Origin of the sequence: Amycolatopsis rubida (assembly GCF_900115345.1) — a bacterium.
Classification (GTDB): Bacteria; Actinomycetota; Actinomycetes; order Mycobacteriales; family Pseudonocardiaceae; genus Amycolatopsis; species Amycolatopsis rubida.
Map to the genome: position 1 here is coordinate 92800 of NZ_FOWC01000005.1, position 16916 is coordinate 109715.

Below are 16916 nucleotides of genomic sequence, written 5' to 3' on the forward strand. Positions count from 1 at the left end.
GTTTTCCCTTCAGCTGCAGACGAATCCGCCGTCGACCACGAGGGTCTGGCCGGTGATGTAGGAGGCCGCGTCGGACAGCAGGAACGCCACCGAACCGACGACGTCCTCCGGCTGCTGCGGCCGGGTCAGCGCGCGGTTCATCGCGTACAGCTCGTGCCGCTCCCGCGGAATGCCCGCAGTGGCTTCGACTTCGGTCAGCCCGGGCGCGACCGCGTTGACCGTCACGCCGTCCGGGCCGCCATCCCGCGCCATCGTGCGAGTCATCGCGATCACCGCGCCCTTGGAGGCCACGTACTGGACCAGTCGCGGCGAGCCGTACAGGGCGGCGTCGGAGGCGAGGTTCACGATGCGTCCGCCGGTCCGCGCGAGCTGCGGATACAGCGCCCGGGAGACGAGCCACGGACCGCGAGCGTTGACGGTCATCAACGTGTCCCACGCTTCGACGTCCAACTCGGCGAAGTGCTTGCCGCCCACGCCGTCCGCCATCGCCGCGTTGTTCACCAGGCCGTGCAACGGGCCGAGCTTCGCGACCGCGTCCGCCAGAGCCTCGACCGACTCCGGATCCGCGACATCCGTGTCGATCCGGTGTGCCTCGACGCCCTCCGCGTGCAACCGGGCGACCCCGTCCGCGGCCCGGTCCGGAGAACGTTCGGCAATCACGACGCGACCGCCTTGACGGCCGATCTCGCGGGCGATCGCCCAGCCTAGCCCGCGGCCCGCGCCGGTGACCACATACAGCCGGTCCTTCATCGCGCCACCACCGAGTCCACTTGGGACAGAAAGTCCACGACCTCGGCGGAAAACCGGTGCGGCGCTTCCTGATTCGCCGCGTGCCCGCCGGGGAGCATTTCGAGCCGTGCGCCCGGAATCGACGCGGCGAGCCGTCGCGACTCGGACACCCCGGTCACCTGGTCGTGCTCGCCGACGAGCACCAGCGTCGGCACCGAGATCCGGGACAGCCGAGGACCGTGGTCCGTCTCGGCCATCGATTCCGCGGCGGAGGTGTACCCGGGCAGCCGAATCCCCGCCATGATGTCCTCGACCCGTTGCGCCACCGCGGGATCCGCGCCAGGCGCGAGCAGCCGAGGCGCGCGCCGGCGCGCGAATTCCGCCGCACCCACCCGGTTCAGTTCGCCCGGCCGGGCCCGCATCACCGCGGCCCGCTCGGAGTCGATGCCGGAGCCGCGGGTCGAATCGGCCAGCACCAGCGACCGCACGACCTCCGGATAGTCCAGCGCGACCCGGGTCGCGATCACGCCGCCCCACGAGACGCCCACGAGATGTGCGGGGGCCGCGTCCAGCGAGGTCAGCAGACGGCCGACGAGCGCCGCGTATCCGGCCATGCCCAGCGGCTTTTCCGGATCGGCCGAACTGCCGTAACCCGGTGCGTCCCAAGCCAGCACGCGGTGTTTCGGCGCCAGGCCGGCCAGCTGCGCGTCGAACGAAGCGCTCGAACCGCCGATGCCGTGCAGCAACAGCACGGGACTGCCGTCCCCGGCGATCCGCACCTGCACACCGTCCACTGTGGAGGTCACCGGAACACCGCCCTCGGCGTCGCCAGCGCTTCCAGCGCGGACAGCACCGCGTACGGCACGACCCGGCTCGACGTCGGCGTCTGCGGCGACGGCCGGTTCCGGATCTCGAACCGGTACTCCCCCGCCGGCCCGGCCGCGGTGATCACGTGCGAGGTCAACGGCGCGGCCGGATCGGCGATCACCGCCGCCTCCACGACGTCCCAATCCCGCACCGCCAACGCCACCGACGCAGCCACATTCGCCGATTTCGGGAACGCCGCGGTGATCTCCCGCGCAGGCCCGCGCCGCAGCTCGACCGGAGCGGTCGCCTCCCGCAGCGCGTCAGCCTCTTCCGCGGACATCCACGGCTGGACCAGCGAAGACGCCTTCTTCGTCGTCTCGATGACCACCCGCTCGAACCGCCCGAGCAGCGCCGCCGAACGCAACAGGTCAAGCCCGCCGATCGCGCCAGTCGACAACTGGACCGCACCCGGCCCGGCCGCGAGCAGCTTCTCCAACAACCCGTCCGCCGCCAGCGCGCCGACCGAAACCACCAGCAGGTCGCACCCCGCCGACAGCACCTGCGGTCCGGCGTCCGCCAGCGCCCGCTGCCCGGCGGCCTCGACCACCAAGTCCGAAACGGACAGCAGCTCCGGCAGCGCGCACATCGGCAGTCCCGCCGGGGAAAGCGCCGGATCGACCACCCCGCCCAGCTCCGCGCCCGGGACCAGCCCGTCGCGCAGCGCCTCCGCGACGACCGAACCGATCGACCCCGCGCCCAGCACTCCTACCTTCACGACTGCCACCACGCCGAGTAGCCGGGATCCGGCACGCCGCGCATGTGCGCGCGGACGTCCTTCGACGGCGGACCCGCGGTGCCCCACAGGTCGGACAGCTCCGGCGTGCGCCGCCACACCCGGCACAGCCACGCGTCTTCCTCGACCTGCGCGACCTCGGAGGTGTACTCGCAGACGAGCCCGGCCGGGTCGGCGAAGTAGCCGAACGTGTTGCTGCCCGGACCGTGCCGGCCGGGACCCCACAGCGGCGTGACGCCGTTGTGCTTGAGCCGCCCGATGCCGCGCATGAAATGGTCGATCGAGTTCATCTCGTACGCGATGTGGTTCACCGACGCGAATTCCGCCTGGTTGAAGGCGATCACGTGGTGGTCGGCGTTGCAGCGCAGGAACGCCATCTGGTGCTCGGACCAGTCGGAGATCCGCATGCCCAGCACCCGCGTGTAGAACTCGCAGGCCGCGTCGATGTCGGCCGTGTTGAGCACGACGTGCGCCAGTTTCCGCGGCACCGCGGCGCGCCCGTACGGATCGCCCGGGACCACAGCGTCGACCTCGGCGGACAGCTCCACCAGCCGGCCTTCCGGATCGGCGAAGCGCAGGCCGTACCCGCCGCCGACCTGGTCGAGCTTGCCGGGTTCGGTGACCAGCGGAACGCCGTGCGCGGCCAGGCGGGCGGCGGCCGCGTCGACCTCGCGCGCAGTGGCGACGGCGAAGGCGATCTTGCCCAGCGCGTTCTGGTCGGCCTGTTCGAGCTGGAGCACGTGGTGCTCGTCGCCGGAACCGCGCAGCCACACAGCGCCGCGGTCGGCTTCGACCTGCTGCAGCCCCCAGACTTCGCGGTAGAACTCGCCGGAATCGGCGCACTGCGTCGAACGCAGCGTCACCGCGCGCAGGGCGCGGAGCCGCGCGATGGGTTCGGCGGACATGAGGCCTCCTGAAAGGTCAGCGGGTCGGGGCGGGCACGGGCGCGGCAGTCGCGGGGGCTGCGGCGGGAGCGGCGAGCACGGCGGCCTGGCGGCGGGCTTCCGACCGCAGCAACCGGCGCATCCGGACGAGCGCGATGTCGTGCTGGTACAGGTTTTCCCGGTCCCACGCGTCGAGCGGCATCGCCTCGGCCATCTCGCGGTCCTGCTCCAGCACCGCCCAGTGCCGGGCTTCGAGCCGGTTGCGGTAGAGGACGCGCCAGCTGTCGCGTTCCCAGCCGGAAACCTTGCGGCAGCGCCAGAAGAAGGCCGCGTGCTGGGTTTCGTTGATCGCGCACAGCGCCGCGACGATAGTGAACGCACCGCCCGGACCGGCGGTTTCCGGGTACGGGATGTCGAGCGTGACCCACTGGGCGCCGGCTTCGGTCAGCTGCACCCAGTCGAAGTTCACGCCGCGCTGGTCGGTCTTCTCGAAGACGAACCCGTCGTCGATCGCGCGGATCTGGAAGACGGCCTCGCGCTTGCCGCCGAACATGGTGTGGCTGTTGCGGTGCAGGAACGCGCCGTGCATCGGGTCGAGCAGGTTGTCCAGGGAGTAGCCATACGGCGCGTCCCATTCGACGTAGCAGGGGAAGGCGTCCCACTCGCCGCCCGCGATCGGGTCCGGCAGCTGCAACGGCGTCGGCTCGGCGGCCTCGTCCAAGCCGAACCAGGCGAACACCGCACCGGCGTGTTCCTCCGCCGGGAACGTCCGCAGCGCGCGACGGCCCTCCAGCGCACATCCGGGGCTGCCCGGGACCGACACGACGACACCGTCGCCGTCCACCTGCACGCCGTGGTAGTTGCAAGCGACCCGGTCGCCCATGTGCACCCCGAGCGAAAGCCGCGCGCCACGGTGCGGACAGCGGTCTTCCTGAACGTGCACGACCCCTGCGGAGTCGCGCCAGAGCAGCAGTTTCTCCCCGGCCCGCTCGATGCGGGTCAGCTCGCCGCGGTTGACGGTGCCGGACGGGCACAGCGGGTACCAGCGGTCGCGCAGGCCCAGCGCCAGCAGCTCCTCAGCGGTTCTGGTCGCCATCACGCCTCCCCCGCCAGCCGCGCCAGTTCGGCGGTGAACGTCTCTTCGGTCCAGTCGGAGCCGTCGGCCGGGCGCAGGCCGCCCGCGTTGAGCGCGGAGACCACGCCGGGCAGGTCGTGCACACCCCGGCCGTAGACCGCTTCCAGCTCGTCGGACAGCGCGTTCTCGTAGCTCGTCGGCGGGGCGGTGCGGCTCTGCACCGGCCGCAGCTGCAGCGGCATCGGGCGTTCCCTTCGGTTCGTGGTGGTCAGGCCTCGTGAGTGGCGATGCCGGTTCTCACCGGGATTGCCGCTCACGACGCTCAAGCGGCGGCGGACGGGGCGAGCGCGGCCTGCCCGGCGGCGGTGAGCACCGCGGGCACCCGCAGCCCCGGTCCGCGCGGAGCGGCCGGTTCGGGGGCGAGCAGCCCGGCCAGCTGGTGCCCGAGTGTCGGGTCGCAGCAGGCGAGGCCGTCGACGTAAAGGTGCGGTTCGCGGCTGCACGTCATTTCCACGTGCCCCGCGGCGGCGGCGCGCAGCACGGCGAGCTGCCGGTGGGTGTGTCCGGCCATGGCCGGCTCCTAGAGGTCAAGAACGAGTTCGGCGGAGCGGCACCGCGACACGCACAGCATCATGGTCCCGGCGGTCGCCTTCTCGTCGTCGTCGAGCACGAAATCGCGGTGGTCCGGCTCGCCGGAGAGCACCTTCGTTTCACAGGTCCCGCACACGCCCTCGCGGCACGAGGTCGGCACGGAGATCCCGGCGCGGCCGAGAGCGTCCACAATGGACTCGTCGGCGGCGACCGCGACCCGGGTCCCGGAACCGGCGCACACGACGTCGAATCCCGTTCCCGGCGCGGCTGCCGGAGCCTCGGGGGCCCGGAAGCGTTCGACCCGCAGGGCGGCCGTTTCCGGCAGGGCCGCCTCGACCGCGCGGAGCAGCGGTTCGGGGCCGCAGCAGTGCACGACCGTGCCCGGCGCGAGCCCGGCCAGCCTCGCGGCCAGATCGGGCGGACCGCCGTGCTCGTCGTCGGCGTGTACTTCCAGCCGGTCCCCGGCGAGGCCGGAAAGCTCGTCCAGGAAAGCCATTCCGCCGCGCGACCGTCCACAGTAGAGCATGGACCACGGCGCGCGGCCGCCGGCGAGTTTCCCGGCCATCGCGAGGATCGGGGTCACGCCGATGCCGCCGGCGATGAGCAGGTGCTCCGGAGCGTCGTGCAGCTCGAAGGTGTTGCGCGGGCCCTCGACGGGCAGGACGCTGCCCGCGGTGAGCCGCTCGTGCACCCACGCGCTGCCGCCGCGCGAGGATTCCTCCCGCAGCACCGCGACCGTCCAGCTGTGCCGATCGGCCGGGTCGCCGCAAAGAGAGTACTCGCGCACCAGCCCGTTCGGCAGGTGCAGGGAAAGATGCGCTCCCGGCTCCCAGCCGGGCAGCGGCTTTCCTTCCGGATCGCGCAGTTCCACCTGCGTGACCCGGTCGGCCAGCCACGTCGTCCGGTGCACCCGCAGCATCGTCGGCATCGCGGTCGTCCTCAGCGAGTGACGCCGTGCATCGGCGAGGTGGGCGGGTAGGTCGGCAGCTGCGGCTTCTGCGCGCCGATGATGACGCAGAACAGCGCGTCGGTGTCGCCGGCGTTGCGCAGGCTGCGCGGCACCCCGGCGGGCACGCGGATCAGGTCGCGGTAGCCGAGCACGCGGGTCGCGGTCTTGGTGCCGTCCTCGACGTCGTGCACGGTCACCTCCAGCGTGCCTTCGAGGACGAAGAACGCCTCTTCCACGTCGTGGTGGGTGTGCTCCGGGCCGATCGCGCCGACCGGCAGCCGCATGTTGGAGAAGGTGAAGTGCTCCGAGGGCAGCTGGCGGGCGTCGCCCTCGTGGTTGCCGGTCGCGCCGGAGCCGATGTAGCGGATCTGCGCGCGGCGGAACTCGTCGCCCTTCGCGGCGGCCTGGAAGCCGAGGGTGTCCCAGTCCTCGTACCGCGTCTCGCGAGCGGCGATGCACGAGTCGATGAGCTCCTCAAGGTGCTGATTCGTGCTTTCGGTGGTGGTCATCGCGGGGCAACTCCTCCGGTGGTCCTCGGCGGGCTCGCCGCCGAATGCCTTAGGTCTAAGAGACTTACTGATAAGGGTTGTACCCCGAGGGCTGTGATCCGCACAACCCCTCAGGCCTAAAATTCTTTCCGGCGGTTCCCGGCGGCTCGCGCGCCGTGCGGGGCTTCGCGGACCTTGGCGCCCGGGTGGCCGCGGCCGCAGGTCCGCGAGGGGATCACCGGCGGCAACCCCGCCCTCCGCTCCGGCTGCGACAAGAGCCGCCCGGCCCCGCAACCGCGCCCATGGCGCCGCCTGGAAGCCAGGTACCGGTCCTTGATCCGGCCAGAGGGTTGACGAAATCTTAGTCCTAAGGTTTCCTCGGTCGCATCCCCGTCACCCGTGCCGAAAGGACGTCGCCCATGCAGCCCTTCCCCGTCCCGCCCGACGAAATCCCGGTCGGCGGCGGCTGGCAGCGCGGCGGCGGTCCCGCGTCCGCGTGCGTGGATCCCGCCGACGGGTCAACGGTCGCCTCGATCCACGCCGCCGACTCCGCCCAGGTCGACGCCGCCGCCCGCGCCGGTGCCGCGGCCGCCGCGGACCCGGCGTGGCGAGACCTGCTGCCGCACCGGCGCGCCCGGCTGCTGGCCCGCGTCGCCGACGCGATCGAGGACCACGCCGAGCCGCTCGCCCTGCTGCAAACCCGCAACACCGGCAAGGCGCTCGGCGAAACCCGCGCGCTGGTCGCGAGCGCGGCCGGCACTTTCCGGTACTACGCGGCCGCGCTCGAAACCCTCGAAGGCGAACTCCCGCCGAGCCGCGGCGCGCACCTGACGATGAGCGTGCACGAACCGATCGGAGTCGTCGGCGCGATCACGCCGTGGAACTCGCCGATCGCCAGCGACGCCCAGAAAATCGCCCCCGCGCTGGCCGCCGGGAACGCTGTCCTGCTCAAACCCGCGGAGGCCACTCCCCTGGTTTCGCTGGCACTGGCCCGCCTCGTCCAGGACGCGGGCGTGCCGCCCGCGCTGCTGTCGGTCCTGCCCGGCCCCGGCACGGTCGTCGGCGACGCGATCTCCCGGCACCCGCTGGTCGGCAAGCTCGCCTTCACCGGCGGCACGACCACCGGGCGCGTGCTGGGCCGCGTCGCCGCGGACCGGATCATCCCGGTCACCATGGAACTGGGCGGCAAATCCCCGACGATCGTCTGCGAGGACGCCGACGTCGAGGAGACCGTCGCCGGAATCCTGTATGGAATCTTCTCCTCGACCGGCCAGAGCTGCGTCGCCGGATCGCGAATCTTCCTGCCGCGCAGGCAGTACGACGAATGGGCTTCCCGGCTGATCGCCGCTGCCACCGCCTTGCGACTGGGCCCGGGCACCGACCCCGCCACTCAAGTCGCTCCGCTGGCGACGTTCGCGCACCGCGACAAGGTGGCCGCGATGGTCGACCGCGCCCGCGAAGAAGGTGCGGTCGTCCGCTGCGGTGGCCGAATCCCCGATGACGAACGCTTGTCGCGCGGCGCGTACTACCTGCCCACCCTGCTGGACGGCCTCGCCCCGGACGCGAAGACGTGCCAGGAGGAAATCTTCGGACCGGTCGGCGTCCTGCTGCCCTACGAGGACGAGGAAGATCTGGTCGCCCAGGCCAACTCGACCGTCTACGGCCTGGCGTGCGGTATCTGGACCGCCGACTACCGCCGCGCGCTTCGGCTGGCACGCCGCGTCGAGGCCGGGACGGTGTGGATCAACACCTACAAGCAGTTCAGCATCTCGACACCGTTCAGCGGCACCAAGGAAAGCGGCCTCGGCACGGACAAGGGCCGCACCGCGATCCGCAGTTACCAGCGGCAGAAGAGCCTGTACCTGAGCCTCGCGGACGAGCCGATCCCGTGGGCGCGGGGCTGAATCAGCAGGTTCGGACCTTGCCGTGCCGCACTGCCAGGACTCGGCGACGTGGTTGAAGACGTTTCGGATCTCGGACAAGAGATACGGTGGCGATCGGCGAGGAGGCAGCCGGAGGCCGTTGCATACCGCCCGCGGCAGCGCCATGGTGACTGCCCCAACGGCGAGCGCCGCGATGAAGACGGGTTCCGGACACCGCGACGGCGACCGGCTGTCGAGCACTCGCCTTACCCGCGGCGGCGGCCGCAGCTTTCTCTGTGCTGACGGTCGCCAGGTAACCGGGGGCCGCCCCGCCCAGGACGATCGGGGCGATGATCATGCGCAGTCCGCCGTTGATATCCACAAGTTCCGAGGCGAGCGCACGGCAGCTCTCGCATCCGTCCAAGTGGTTCTCGACCCGAAGACGCTCCCGTTGGGGCAGTCCGTCGCCCGGCAGCCTTCCGCTTGGTTCTCCGACAAATGGACCTGCAGACAGGCCTGCCGGAGCCCCTCGCGGGCGCGGTAGGCGAGCGCCGAGACACCGTGGGGGGTCAGTCCGAGCAGCGGCGCGACCTCGGCCGGGCTCTGCTGTTCGATCTCGGTGTGCCACAGCACTGCCTGCCAGCGTTCGGGCAGCCAAGCGAACGCCTTCGCGGCGAGCGCCGACCGCGGTGTCCGCGAACGGCACAGCCAGCGCCGCCGCGTCCTTGCCGATCGGCTCGGACAGGTCTTCGGTCACGTCGTGGGCGACATGCCACAGCGTGGTCAGCAGATACGCGCGGAAGGCCGAGCCGGGTCCTTTGCCCGCGCACAGGGCGTTGAACACCCTCGCGAACGCCTCGGACACCAGGTCGTCGGCCTCCGCATCGGATTTGGCGAGCTGGCAGGTCAGGTTGCGGGCCGCCTCGCAGTGCCGTTCGTAGAGGGTGCCGTAGGCGCTGACCGTTCCCGCACGCACGGCGGCGATCAACTCGGCGTCACTCTGGCCGGCGGGAACGGACACGCGGGCCGCCTGGGGTCGTGATGCCCGGAGGACTGGCGGACACGAGGGGCATGCCGAGGTTGGCTACCGTCCCCGCACTCCATGACAGCTTTTCCGGCCGACCCCGATCCGCGCGCCGGCGAGTCGGGGAATCGTGCTGCCCGCTTACGCCTGGACTCTGCTCGCGATGACCGTCCTGCTCGCCCTCGTACGGCTCGCGGTCTTCCGCCGCGCCCTCCACGCCGTCGCGAGTGGAATATTCCCGCCGACGACCGGGAACGGCTCATGCTCGCCCGCTATCCGCGCGCTCCGAAGAATGCTCCGCCGCGGGACCAGGAGAAGTGACCCCGGGCCGACGGACTCAGCCGCCGAACTCGGCCTGGTCCAGCGACTGCTCCAGTTTCCCCAGCAATTTCGCCAGCTGCGCCCGTTCCGTCGCGGTCAGCCCGGCCAGCATGCGGTTCTCGTTGGGAAAATGCTCGTGCACCACTTTGTCCGTGGCCGCGAGCCCGTCCTCGGTGAGGCCGATGAACACGACCCGCCGGTCGTCCTCGTCGCGTTCGCGGCGGACGAGCCCGGCCTGCACCAGCTTGTCGACCCGCTGCGTGATGCCGCCGGTGGTGAGCAGGTTGGTGTCGGCGAGGTCCCCCGCCGTGCGCCGGTACGGCGCGCCGCCCCGCCGGAGCGCGGCGAGGATCCCGAAGTCCGCCACCGTGATCCCGTGGCGGGAGAACACGCCCGTCAGCTGCCGCTGGTACCGGTCGAACGCACGATGCAGCCGCCCGAACACCGCGAGCGGCGACGTGTCGACCTCCGGCGCCTCGGCGCGCCACTGCGCGAGCATCTCGTCGACCTCGTCCGGCTCGGTCCGCTTCGGCATCCGGCACCCCCGTAAATAGCTTTGGGCTAAGAATAGCACCACTAAGATTTTCGGGAGGCCCCGCACGGGGCTACGGTGACCGCATGACGGTCAAGCGGATGGACAACGTCCTCATCGTCGTCGAGGATCTCGACGCGGTCATCGCGTTCTTCGTCGAACTGGGGCTGGAACTGGAAAACAAGGGCCCGCTGGACTGGCGCGGCGCGGAAAAGGTGGTCGGACTGGCCGACATCCGGCAGGACGTGGCCATGCTGCGCGTCCCCGACGGTCCCGGCCGGGTGGAACTGGCGAAATTCCACCAGCCGAAGGCGATCGCCCCGGAGCCGTGGAAGGCCCCCGCGAACACGCTCGGCATCCGCCGGATGATGTTCGCGGTCGACGACTTGGAGGACACTTTGGCCCGCCTGCGCGCCCACGGAGCCGAGCTGGTCGACGAAGTGGTGCAGTACGAGAACATCTTCCTGCTGTGTTACGTACGGGGGCCGGAGAACATCGTCGTCGGGCTCGCCCAAGAACTCGGCTGAACGCGCCGGAAGCGGTGCCGCTCCCAGCGGACAGCACCGCTTCCGGCAGAGGACACACCACCCGGATCCCCCGTCGCGTTCCTCCCGCACCCGGCGCGATCGACGGTCCGCTCCCGCCCGGTTCGAGCTTCTTCGGCCCGGCCGTTGCGCGCGAAATCCGACCCAGCCGCGGTGTCCTGCCGCGGCGCGGGGCTCGCACCGACGAAGCGGTACCGCGTGTCGCCCGGCAAGAAGTGCATGGCGCTGCGCAGCTGCCCGTAGACGGCAGGCACCTGGTCGCACGCGGCGAAATGCGCGCGAACATAAGGTGCCGGGTCGGCGATGTCCGGCTGCCCCGATACGAAGAACACCGGACCGTGTGTCGGCACCGGCCGCGATGACGCCTCCGCCCTGGGAGGGACCGGCGGCGGCTCTCTGCCCGGTGTCGACGCGGTCGTGGAAAACGCTGCCCTGCCAGGCGTTCTCGGCGATCAGGTACTGCGCCCCGTCGAGCATCTCCGTGCCGGAGCCGGACTGTCCGGTGTTCGCCGCGGCGACGAGGCAACCCCAGCCGGCGAGATGGGTGAACAGGAGTTCGTACTGGCCGACGGTGGCACCGGTGCCATTGCCCCAGATCAGCGCCAGCGGCTTTCGCGGGCTGGTCCGGCCGGCTGAACGAACGCGTGCCGGGCTCCGGGATCAGTTGTAGAAGTGGATGTAGCGGAACGACGACGCGCTCACGTCGTGCACGAGGTAGTGCCCGTCGCCGGCCCAGTTGTAGTCCTCGACGGTGACCGTGCCGCCGTGCACGCTGTCGACGATGGCGACGTGGCCGTAGGTGCCGTTGTCGGTCTGGGCGATCGAGCCCTCGGTCGGGTTGTTGTCGACGCGGTAGCCGTTGTTGCGGGCGTTGTCGTCCCAGTACTTCGCGTCGCCGTAGTTGTTCGCGCTTTCGCCGTGGCGCGCGATGTTGAACGCGGCCCACGAGACGCACTCGCGGTTGTACATGTTCCAGTCGTCGACGACGGAGTCCTGCGGCACGTTGCGCCACTTCGCGGGGTAGATGTCGCCGATGGCGCTCGCCGTCGACGAGGCCGGGACGGTTCCGAAATGAGCGGCCATCGACGTCGCCTGGGCAGCCGTCTCAGTGGTCGCGGTGGCGGTGGCCGTACCGCTGACGGCGAAGGCTGCGACGGCGGCGAAGGTCAGAATGGCGCGGGAGGGACGGCGCATGGGGAAGACCTTTCGGTGTTCGGGGAGTGAATGCGCCGTGACGGTAAGTCGCCGATCACCTCCGAACCAGGCCTTTGTGGACAACTGGTCCGCCGGGGGAAGTCTTGCCTGGTCGGCGGCGGTTGTTCACAGAATTGGCGGTGCCGGCCGGGTTCACCATTGCCAGCCGGTGCCGTAGATGCCGGGCCGGACGTCCCGCAGCGCCAGCGTCGTGGTGTGCGTGGCCCCGGCGGACAATGGACTGCCGGGATGTTCGGGACCGCCGAGCCCGCGCTGTTCGAAGGACCGGACACGGCGCGGAACTCGCGAACCGAAGCTGACCTGGCAGACGTACTCCGCGACCGGGCGGGTGAACCGGCGGTGGTAGTGGCCGGTCGGCGATCCCGGCGGGAACCGGATCTCGTACTCGACAATCGTCACCTCGCCCAGCGCCAGCGCGCGCTCCAGCCGCAGTTCGGCCGCGACCATGCCGGTCTCGCGGTCGACGCAGACCCGGCCGACCCGCGCCGAGCGCACGCAGCGGTAAACCGGGTCCGCGGTCAGGAACGAATCGGCCTGGTAGTAGGCCATCATGCGGTCCACGCCGTCGACGGCGGCCTCGGCGACCATCCGGACCTGCAGCGCGCGTTCGCCGCCGTGCTCGTCGAGCAGCATGCGGTCGTGGATCGACCAGAACGACAGCTGCCCGTCCGGCGGGGGTTTCAGCTCGGCGGAGAACGCCCGCAGCTGCGGCCACAGCCGGCGGCGTTCGATCCGGCAGGCGGGTTCGCCGAGCCAGCGCCCGCGCGGCGCTTTGGGGCCGAGCCTCGACGTCAGCGTCCCGGGTTCGAGGCTCAGCACGGATTCCAGCTGCGCGACGGCGGCGATCGAGGTCTCGCGTTCCGGTTGCGACCGGCCGCGCCGCCAGTAGGACAGCGCCGAGCGCGAAAGCCGCACCCCGCGCGCGGCGAGGTGGTGCTGGAGCCGGTCGAGCGACAGCCCGGATTCCTCGATCGCGGTGTCCAGCGTGACCGCGAACGAGCCCGCGGAAGGCCGAGTCACGGTTCCAGGATGATCTCCCGCACGGGCGTTCCGGAACCCACGAAAGTCCGCATTTCCCCCACGATATCCGACGAACGACGCTGGTCCGGCGGGCCGCTGCGGGCCACAGTGGACGCCGTGCCCTCGTTCGCCGACGCACTGGACGCCGCCATCAGCGGCGCCGGACTGACCTTGGACCGGCTGCGCGAACACTTGGCCGCCCGCGGGGTGACGGTGTCGCGCAGCGCCCTGGCCTACTGGCGGACCGGGCGATCGCTGCCGGGCCGCGAGGCGTCGCTGCACGCGGTCGTCGAACTCGAACAGGTGCTCGGCCTTGGCGCGGGCGGCCTCACGTCGTTGCTCGGGCCGCAAGACCGGCAGTGTTCCCGCCCGCAGCGGACTCCCCTGCTCGAACGGCGCCGGCTGTGGCCGTCGGTGCGGCCCTCGTCGCTCGAATTCGACCTGCCGCCGGAGGACCAGGTGCGGCTGCGGTCGGTGCACGACGAACTTCTCGTGGCCGAGGATCGCCAGGAACGCCTGCTCAGAGTGCGCTTGGTGGCCGAGGCCGCGGTGGACGGGGTCGTCCGGATGGCCGCCTACTACCAGACCGAGGACCGCGCGCGGCAGCCTCCGCGCTTCGCCGCCGGACACTGCTGCCACGCGGGCCGGACCCGGGTCGACGCGGTCAGCGGGCTCCTGATCGCGGAGCTGTTTTTCGACCGGGAACTGCGAGCCGGGGACGTCGCGGCGGTGGAGTACGAATTCGTGTTTCCGCCCGGCCGTCCGGTGCAGGGATACCACCGCAGGTTCACCCGGCCCGCTCCCCTCTACACCTGCCGCGTGCAATTCGGCTCGAACGTTCCCGAAAGCATTCGCCGTTTCGAACAACGCGACCTTGCTGCACCCCGCCGCAAAGTGGAAGAACTGCGCGCTACCGGGAGCGGCGCGGCGACGCTGGCGGCGCGGGACGTCCGCGCCGGGATCATCGGCGTCGAGTGGACCTGGTAGCAATTCTGTGAACGCGGCCCGCTGAACTGGGGAAATCCGGGCTCCACGGCGTGGTTTCCACTTTTCGCGGCCGAGGCGGGAACGCGGTTCTTACCGTGCGCAGTGCTGTATTCCTCCTCACCAATCCGGAGCAGCACATGCGAAGTCCGACTCTCCTCGTGGCCGCTTTCCTGACGACAGCGACACTTTCCCCGCCGGCACCGCCGGTGATCCCGCTGCCCGCAGCCCCTGCCGTCCCCGCGGGCGCCACCGCGGACAGTTCCGCTCTGCCCGGCCAAGTCACCGTGTCCGTCGCGCTCAAGCCCCGCGACGAAGCGGGAGCCGAACGGTACGTCGCCGACACGGCCGACCCGAACTCGCCGCTGTACCGCCATTACCTCAGCGCCGCCGAATACACCGAGCGGTTCGGCCCCACCGCCAGTGCGGTCGACCAGGTGCGGAAGTACTTGACCGGCAAGGGGATGCGCATCGACGACGTCACCGGCAACCGCCAGGTCGTCACCGCGTCCGGCATCCCCGGCGCAGTGGAAACCGCGTTCAGCACCTCGCTTTCCGGCTTCCGGTCAGCCAAGGGCGAGCGGTTTTTCAACGCTACCGAGGCAACCGCGGTCCCCTCGGACATCGCCGCGGTCGTCCGCGGGGTCACCGGCCTGACGAACCGGCCCGCCGCGCACCGGGCGAGCGCACCGGCGGGCCCGTCCGGTCCCGGCGGCGGCTACACCCCGGCACAACTGCGCACCGCCTACAGCATGACCGGCGTCTCCGGCGGCTACGACGGTTCCGGCGAGACGGTCGGGCTGATCGAGTTCGACACGTTCAAGCAGTCCGACATCGACGCCTGGACGCAGTACTTCAAGCAACCCGCTGTCAGGCCGGAAGTCGTCAAGGTGGACGGCGGGGCGCCGAATCCGGGCAGCGACCAGGCGGAGGCCACGCTCGACGTGCTGGCCGTCGCGGCGACCGCGCCGAAGGCCAAGCAGGTCGTCTACTCCGCGCCGAACTCCGACCAGGCGTGGGTGCACGAAATGGCGCGGATCGCCTCGGACGGCAAGATCACCGTCCTTTCCGGATCGTGGCTCAACGGCGAGATCTGCGAGTCGAGCCCGATCGCGGCCTCGCACGATTCCTACACCCAGCTCGCCGCGCAGGGCGTCACGATGTTCTCCGCGTCCGGCAACGGGGGCGGCACCGGCTGCGGCTACCAGGGCGACAACGAAACGGTCCAGGCCAGCTACCCGGCGAGCGATCCGCTGTTCACCGGCGTCGGCGGCACCCAGCTGCGGACGACCGGCAGCGCGGGCACGTGGCGGTCGGAGTCGTGCTGGAACCAGGGCAGCAGCGGCAGCGGGTATTCGAAGATCTACTCGCGCCCGGACTGGCAGCCCGGCACGAACCGGTACCGCTCGGTCCCGGACGTTTCGATGGTCGCTGACTACGGTGCCGGCGCGTTGTCGGTGTACCTGAACGGCGGCTGGCTCGACGTCGGCGGCACCAGCCTGTCGTCCCCGCTGTGGGCGGGCTACGCGGCGATGCTGAACCAGAAATCCCTCAGCGGCGGGAAATCCCGGCTCGGCCAGCTCAACCCGAGCCTCTACCGGATCGCCGGTTCGGCGGACTACGCCTCGACCTTCCACGACGTCACCTCGGGCGGCAACGGCAGCTACAACGCGGGCATCGGCTACGACCTGTGCACCGGCTGGGGTTCCCCGAAGGCCGACGCACTGGCCGCCAAGCTGACCGGTGGCGACACCCCGCCTCCGGCGCAGGACTTCACGCTGTCGGCCGCACCGGCTTCGGGCAGCGTCGCCGCGGGCAGTTCGGCGAGCACGACCGTCACCGCTAACGAGTCCTCCGCTGCTTCGCCGAGCGTCGTAGGCGGCACTCCGACCACGACCGCCGAGCACCCGTTCATCATCTCGATGCGCCGCGAAGGTTCGGCCTTCCCCGGACAGCAGTCCTGCACCGGCACGCTGTTCGGACCGCACACGGTACTGCTGGCCGCCCATTGCCTCCTGGAGAAACCCGGCCGCAAGTGGTTCGTCTACGGCGACGACGACCTCGCGCAAAACACCGGCACCACAGCCGAAATCGCCGCGCAGTGGGTGCATCCGGACTACTCGGACTGGAGCGTCGGCGCGGACGTCGCGGTCGTGACTCTCGACAAGGACCTGCCGGTCCCCGCCGGGACGACGTACCCGAAGCTCAACACCGACCCAGGCCTCGGCGCGCCCGGCACGAAAGGAATTTCGATCGGCTGGGGCGAAACCGGCGCGAACACCCACAGCAACGTGCTGCGTCAGGCCGACGTCCCGATCGCCGAGGACAGCGCCTGCAAGGGCCGCTTCACTGGCCCCCACGGGCAGGAGCAGTACAAGACCCCGGCGATGCTCTGCACCGGGTACACCGACCACCACGCCGGCGCGTGCGTCGGCGACAGCGGCGGACCGTACCTGGTCGGCAACACGGTCGTCGGAGTGTTCTCGTGGATGTCGACCTCGTGCGGCTGGTCCGCCGTCTACGCCAGAGTCTCCGCTTACGCCGCGGACCTCGCCCCGCACCTGCCGGACGGCGGCAACCCGCCGACGGCCGGGGCGATCAGCCTGACCGCCGCCGGCCTGCCCTCGGGCGCGACGGCGGCGTTCAGCCCGGCGAGCGTCGGCCTCGGCGGCCACCCGACGCTCACGATCGCCACGAGCGCGAGCACTCCGGCCGGAACGTACGACGTCACGATCTCCGGCAAGAGCGCGAAATCGGCGCAGACGGCCCACTACCAGCTGACCGTCACCGGCGGGCAGCCCTCGGCGCTGGCACTGGCCGACCCGGGCGACCAGAACAGCTGGACCGGCAAAGCGGTGAACCTGCCGCTGAAGTCCTCGGGCGGCACCGATGGTCGTCGACCGCGCTCGCCCCGGGCTTGACGCTCGACCCCGCGACCGGAGTCGTGTCCGGGACACCGGCCCGTGCCGACAGCAGGCAGGTGACGGTCACAGTCGCCGACGCATCCGGGAAGAAGGCCGCGACGACGCTCTTCTGGTTCGTTTTCGGCTGAGTTCCCCTCAGCCGCTGGAAGACGCCGTCCCCTGCGCGGGGGCGG

The 16916-nt window shown here is 71.0% G+C and carries 18 protein-coding genes; 5 read left to right on the top strand and 13 right to left on the bottom strand.

Annotation, left to right across the window (positions count from 1 at the left end; translation table 11 throughout):
• Window positions 1–9: 9 nt before the first annotated feature.
• The 9 genes from BM362_RS20915 to BM362_RS20955 all read right to left on the bottom strand — a co-directional run bounded on the left by BM362_RS20915 (window position 10) and on the right by BM362_RS20955 (window position 6337).
• Complete coding sequence (locus tag BM362_RS20915; RefSeq protein WP_093574281.1) at window positions 10–750, bottom strand: 3-oxoacyl-ACP reductase family protein; 741 nt, start codon at window positions 748–750, stop codon at window positions 10–12.
• Window positions 747–1535 carry an alpha/beta fold hydrolase gene (locus BM362_RS20920; RefSeq protein WP_067579015.1) on the bottom strand — a complete coding sequence of 263 codons (789 nt, stop codon included), beginning with the start codon at window positions 1533–1535 and terminating at the stop codon, window positions 747–749. The genes BM362_RS20915 and BM362_RS20920 overlap by 4 nt, the downstream gene beginning before the upstream one ends.
• Complete coding sequence (locus BM362_RS20925) at window positions 1532–2311, bottom strand: aspartate dehydrogenase domain-containing protein (protein ID WP_244287227.1); 780 nt, start codon at window positions 2309–2311, stop codon at window positions 1532–1534. The genes BM362_RS20920 and BM362_RS20925 overlap by 4 nt, the downstream gene beginning before the upstream one ends.
• On the bottom strand, window positions 2308–3234 hold the full coding sequence (locus BM362_RS20930; protein ID WP_067579019.1) for a VOC family protein: 927 nt from the start codon (window positions 3232–3234) through the stop codon (window positions 2308–2310). Before BM362_RS20930 ends, BM362_RS20925 begins: the two co-directional genes overlap by 4 nt.
• Window positions 3235–3250: 16 nt before the next feature.
• A complete protein-coding gene (locus tag BM362_RS20935) occupies window positions 3251–4309 on the bottom strand; it encodes a Rieske 2Fe-2S domain-containing protein (protein WP_093574283.1) in 1059 nt (352 codons plus the stop codon).
• Window positions 4309–4530: a recombinase-like helix-turn-helix domain-containing protein gene (locus tag BM362_RS20940; protein WP_093574284.1), complete on the bottom strand. Its 222-nt coding sequence runs from the start codon at window positions 4528–4530 to the stop codon at window positions 4309–4311. Before BM362_RS20940 ends, BM362_RS20935 begins: the two co-directional genes overlap by 1 nt.
• An 80-nt stretch (window positions 4531–4610) precedes the next feature.
• Window positions 4611–4859 carry a hypothetical protein gene (locus BM362_RS20945; protein ID WP_067579025.1) on the bottom strand — a complete coding sequence of 83 codons (249 nt, stop codon included), beginning with the start codon at window positions 4857–4859 and terminating at the stop codon, window positions 4611–4613.
• Between the two features lie 9 nt (window positions 4860–4868).
• Window positions 4869–5807: a PDR/VanB family oxidoreductase gene (locus tag BM362_RS20950; protein ID WP_067579027.1), complete on the bottom strand. Its 939-nt coding sequence runs from the start codon at window positions 5805–5807 to the stop codon at window positions 4869–4871.
• A gap of 11 nt (window positions 5808–5818) precedes the next feature.
• The gene (locus tag BM362_RS20955; RefSeq protein WP_067579029.1) at window positions 5819–6337 is read right to left on the bottom strand and encodes a cupin domain-containing protein; all 519 of its coding nucleotides are present in this window, start codon (window positions 6335–6337) and stop codon (window positions 5819–5821) included.
• 398 nt (window positions 6338–6735) lie between these two features.
• Here BM362_RS20955 and BM362_RS20960 point away from each other — a divergent pair, with 398 nt between their 5' ends.
• The gene (locus tag BM362_RS20960; protein ID WP_093574285.1) at window positions 6736–8220 is read left to right on the top strand and encodes an aldehyde dehydrogenase family protein; all 1485 of its coding nucleotides are present in this window, start codon (window positions 6736–6738) and stop codon (window positions 8218–8220) included.
• 1 nt (window position 8221) lies between these two features.
• Here BM362_RS20960 and BM362_RS20965 read toward each other — a convergent pair whose 3' ends face one another.
• Both BM362_RS20965 and BM362_RS20970 read right to left on the bottom strand, forming a co-directional pair.
• Window positions 8222–9199, bottom strand: coding sequence for a sigma factor (locus BM362_RS20965; protein WP_425285717.1), 978 nt, complete (start codon window positions 9197–9199; stop codon window positions 8222–8224).
• Between the two features lie 340 nt (window positions 9200–9539).
• The gene (locus tag BM362_RS20970) at window positions 9540–10058 is read right to left on the bottom strand and encodes a MarR family winged helix-turn-helix transcriptional regulator (RefSeq protein WP_067579035.1); all 519 of its coding nucleotides are present in this window, start codon (window positions 10056–10058) and stop codon (window positions 9540–9542) included.
• 83 nt (window positions 10059–10141) lie between these two features.
• On the opposite strand from BM362_RS20970, the gene BM362_RS20975 reads away from it, so the two are divergent.
• Window positions 10142–10582 (top strand): VOC family protein, encoded by a 441-nt coding sequence (locus tag BM362_RS20975; RefSeq protein WP_093574286.1) that lies wholly within the window; start codon window positions 10142–10144, stop codon window positions 10580–10582.
• Window positions 10583–11260: 678 nt separating this feature from the next.
• On the opposite strand, the gene BM362_RS20985 is transcribed toward BM362_RS20975, so the two are convergent.
• Together BM362_RS20985 and BM362_RS20990 are read right to left on the bottom strand one after the other, a co-directional pair.
• Window positions 11261–11794 carry a CHAP domain-containing protein gene (locus BM362_RS20985; RefSeq protein ID WP_093574288.1) on the bottom strand — a complete coding sequence of 178 codons (534 nt, stop codon included), beginning with the start codon at window positions 11792–11794 and terminating at the stop codon, window positions 11261–11263.
• 153 nt (window positions 11795–11947) lie between these two features.
• Window positions 11948–12835 (bottom strand): hypothetical protein, encoded by an 888-nt coding sequence (locus tag BM362_RS20990; RefSeq protein ID WP_067579043.1) that lies wholly within the window; start codon window positions 12833–12835, stop codon window positions 11948–11950.
• A gap of 9 nt (window positions 12836–12844) precedes the next feature.
• Here BM362_RS20990 and BM362_RS20995 point away from each other — a divergent pair, with 9 nt between their 5' ends.
• From BM362_RS20995 to BM362_RS47550, 3 genes are all read left to right on the top strand, one after another.
• A complete protein-coding gene (locus BM362_RS20995) occupies window positions 12845–13822 on the top strand; it encodes an XRE family transcriptional regulator (protein WP_143132461.1) in 978 nt (325 codons plus the stop codon).
• Window positions 13823–13959: 137 nt separating this feature from the next.
• Window positions 13960–16740, top strand: coding sequence for a trypsin-like serine protease (locus tag BM362_RS21000; RefSeq protein ID WP_093574290.1), 2781 nt, complete (start codon window positions 13960–13962; stop codon window positions 16738–16740).
• A complete protein-coding gene (locus tag BM362_RS47550; protein ID WP_208865280.1) occupies window positions 16737–16871 on the top strand; it encodes a putative Ig domain-containing protein in 135 nt (44 codons plus the stop codon). The genes BM362_RS21000 and BM362_RS47550 overlap by 4 nt, the downstream gene beginning before the upstream one ends.
• Window positions 16872–16916 lie beyond the last annotated feature (45 nt).

Excerpts from the sequence above, each read along its gene's own strand:
- BM362_RS20930 (WP_067579019.1), bottom strand. The coding sequence starts at position 3,234 with ATGTCCGCCGAACCCATCGCGCGGCTCCGCGCCCTGCGCGCGGTGACG.
- BM362_RS20945 (WP_067579025.1), bottom strand. The coding sequence starts at position 4,859 with ATGGCCGGACACACCCACCGGCAGCTCGCCGTGCTGCGCGCCGCCGCC.
- BM362_RS21000 (WP_093574290.1), top strand. The coding sequence starts at position 13,960 with ATGCGAAGTCCGACTCTCCTCGTGGCCGCTTTCCTGACGACAGCGACA.
- BM362_RS20955 (WP_067579029.1), bottom strand. The coding sequence starts at position 6,337 with ATGACCACCACCGAAAGCACGAATCAGCACCTTGAGGAGCTCATCGAC.
- BM362_RS20960 (WP_093574285.1), top strand. The coding sequence starts at position 6,736 with ATGCAGCCCTTCCCCGTCCCGCCCGACGAAATCCCGGTCGGCGGCGGC.
- BM362_RS20970 (WP_067579035.1), bottom strand. The coding sequence starts at position 10,058 with ATGCCGAAGCGGACCGAGCCGGACGAGGTCGACGAGATGCTCGCGCAG.
- BM362_RS20915 (WP_093574281.1), bottom strand. The coding sequence starts at position 750 with ATGAAGGACCGGCTGTATGTGGTCACCGGCGCGGGCCGCGGGCTAGGC.
- BM362_RS20935 (WP_093574283.1), bottom strand. The coding sequence starts at position 4,309 with ATGGCGACCAGAACCGCTGAGGAGCTGCTGGCGCTGGGCCTGCGCGAC.
- BM362_RS20975 (WP_093574286.1), top strand. The coding sequence starts at position 10,142 with ATGACGGTCAAGCGGATGGACAACGTCCTCATCGTCGTCGAGGATCTC.
- BM362_RS20985 (WP_093574288.1), bottom strand. The coding sequence starts at position 11,794 with ATGCGCCGTCCCTCCCGCGCCATTCTGACCTTCGCCGCCGTCGCAGCC.
- BM362_RS20950 (WP_067579027.1), bottom strand. The coding sequence starts at position 5,807 with ATGCCGACGATGCTGCGGGTGCACCGGACGACGTGGCTGGCCGACCGG.
- BM362_RS20995 (WP_143132461.1), top strand. The coding sequence starts at position 12,845 with ATGATCTCCCGCACGGGCGTTCCGGAACCCACGAAAGTCCGCATTTCC.
- BM362_RS20940 (WP_093574284.1), bottom strand. The coding sequence starts at position 4,530 with ATGCCGCTGCAGCTGCGGCCGGTGCAGAGCCGCACCGCCCCGCCGACG.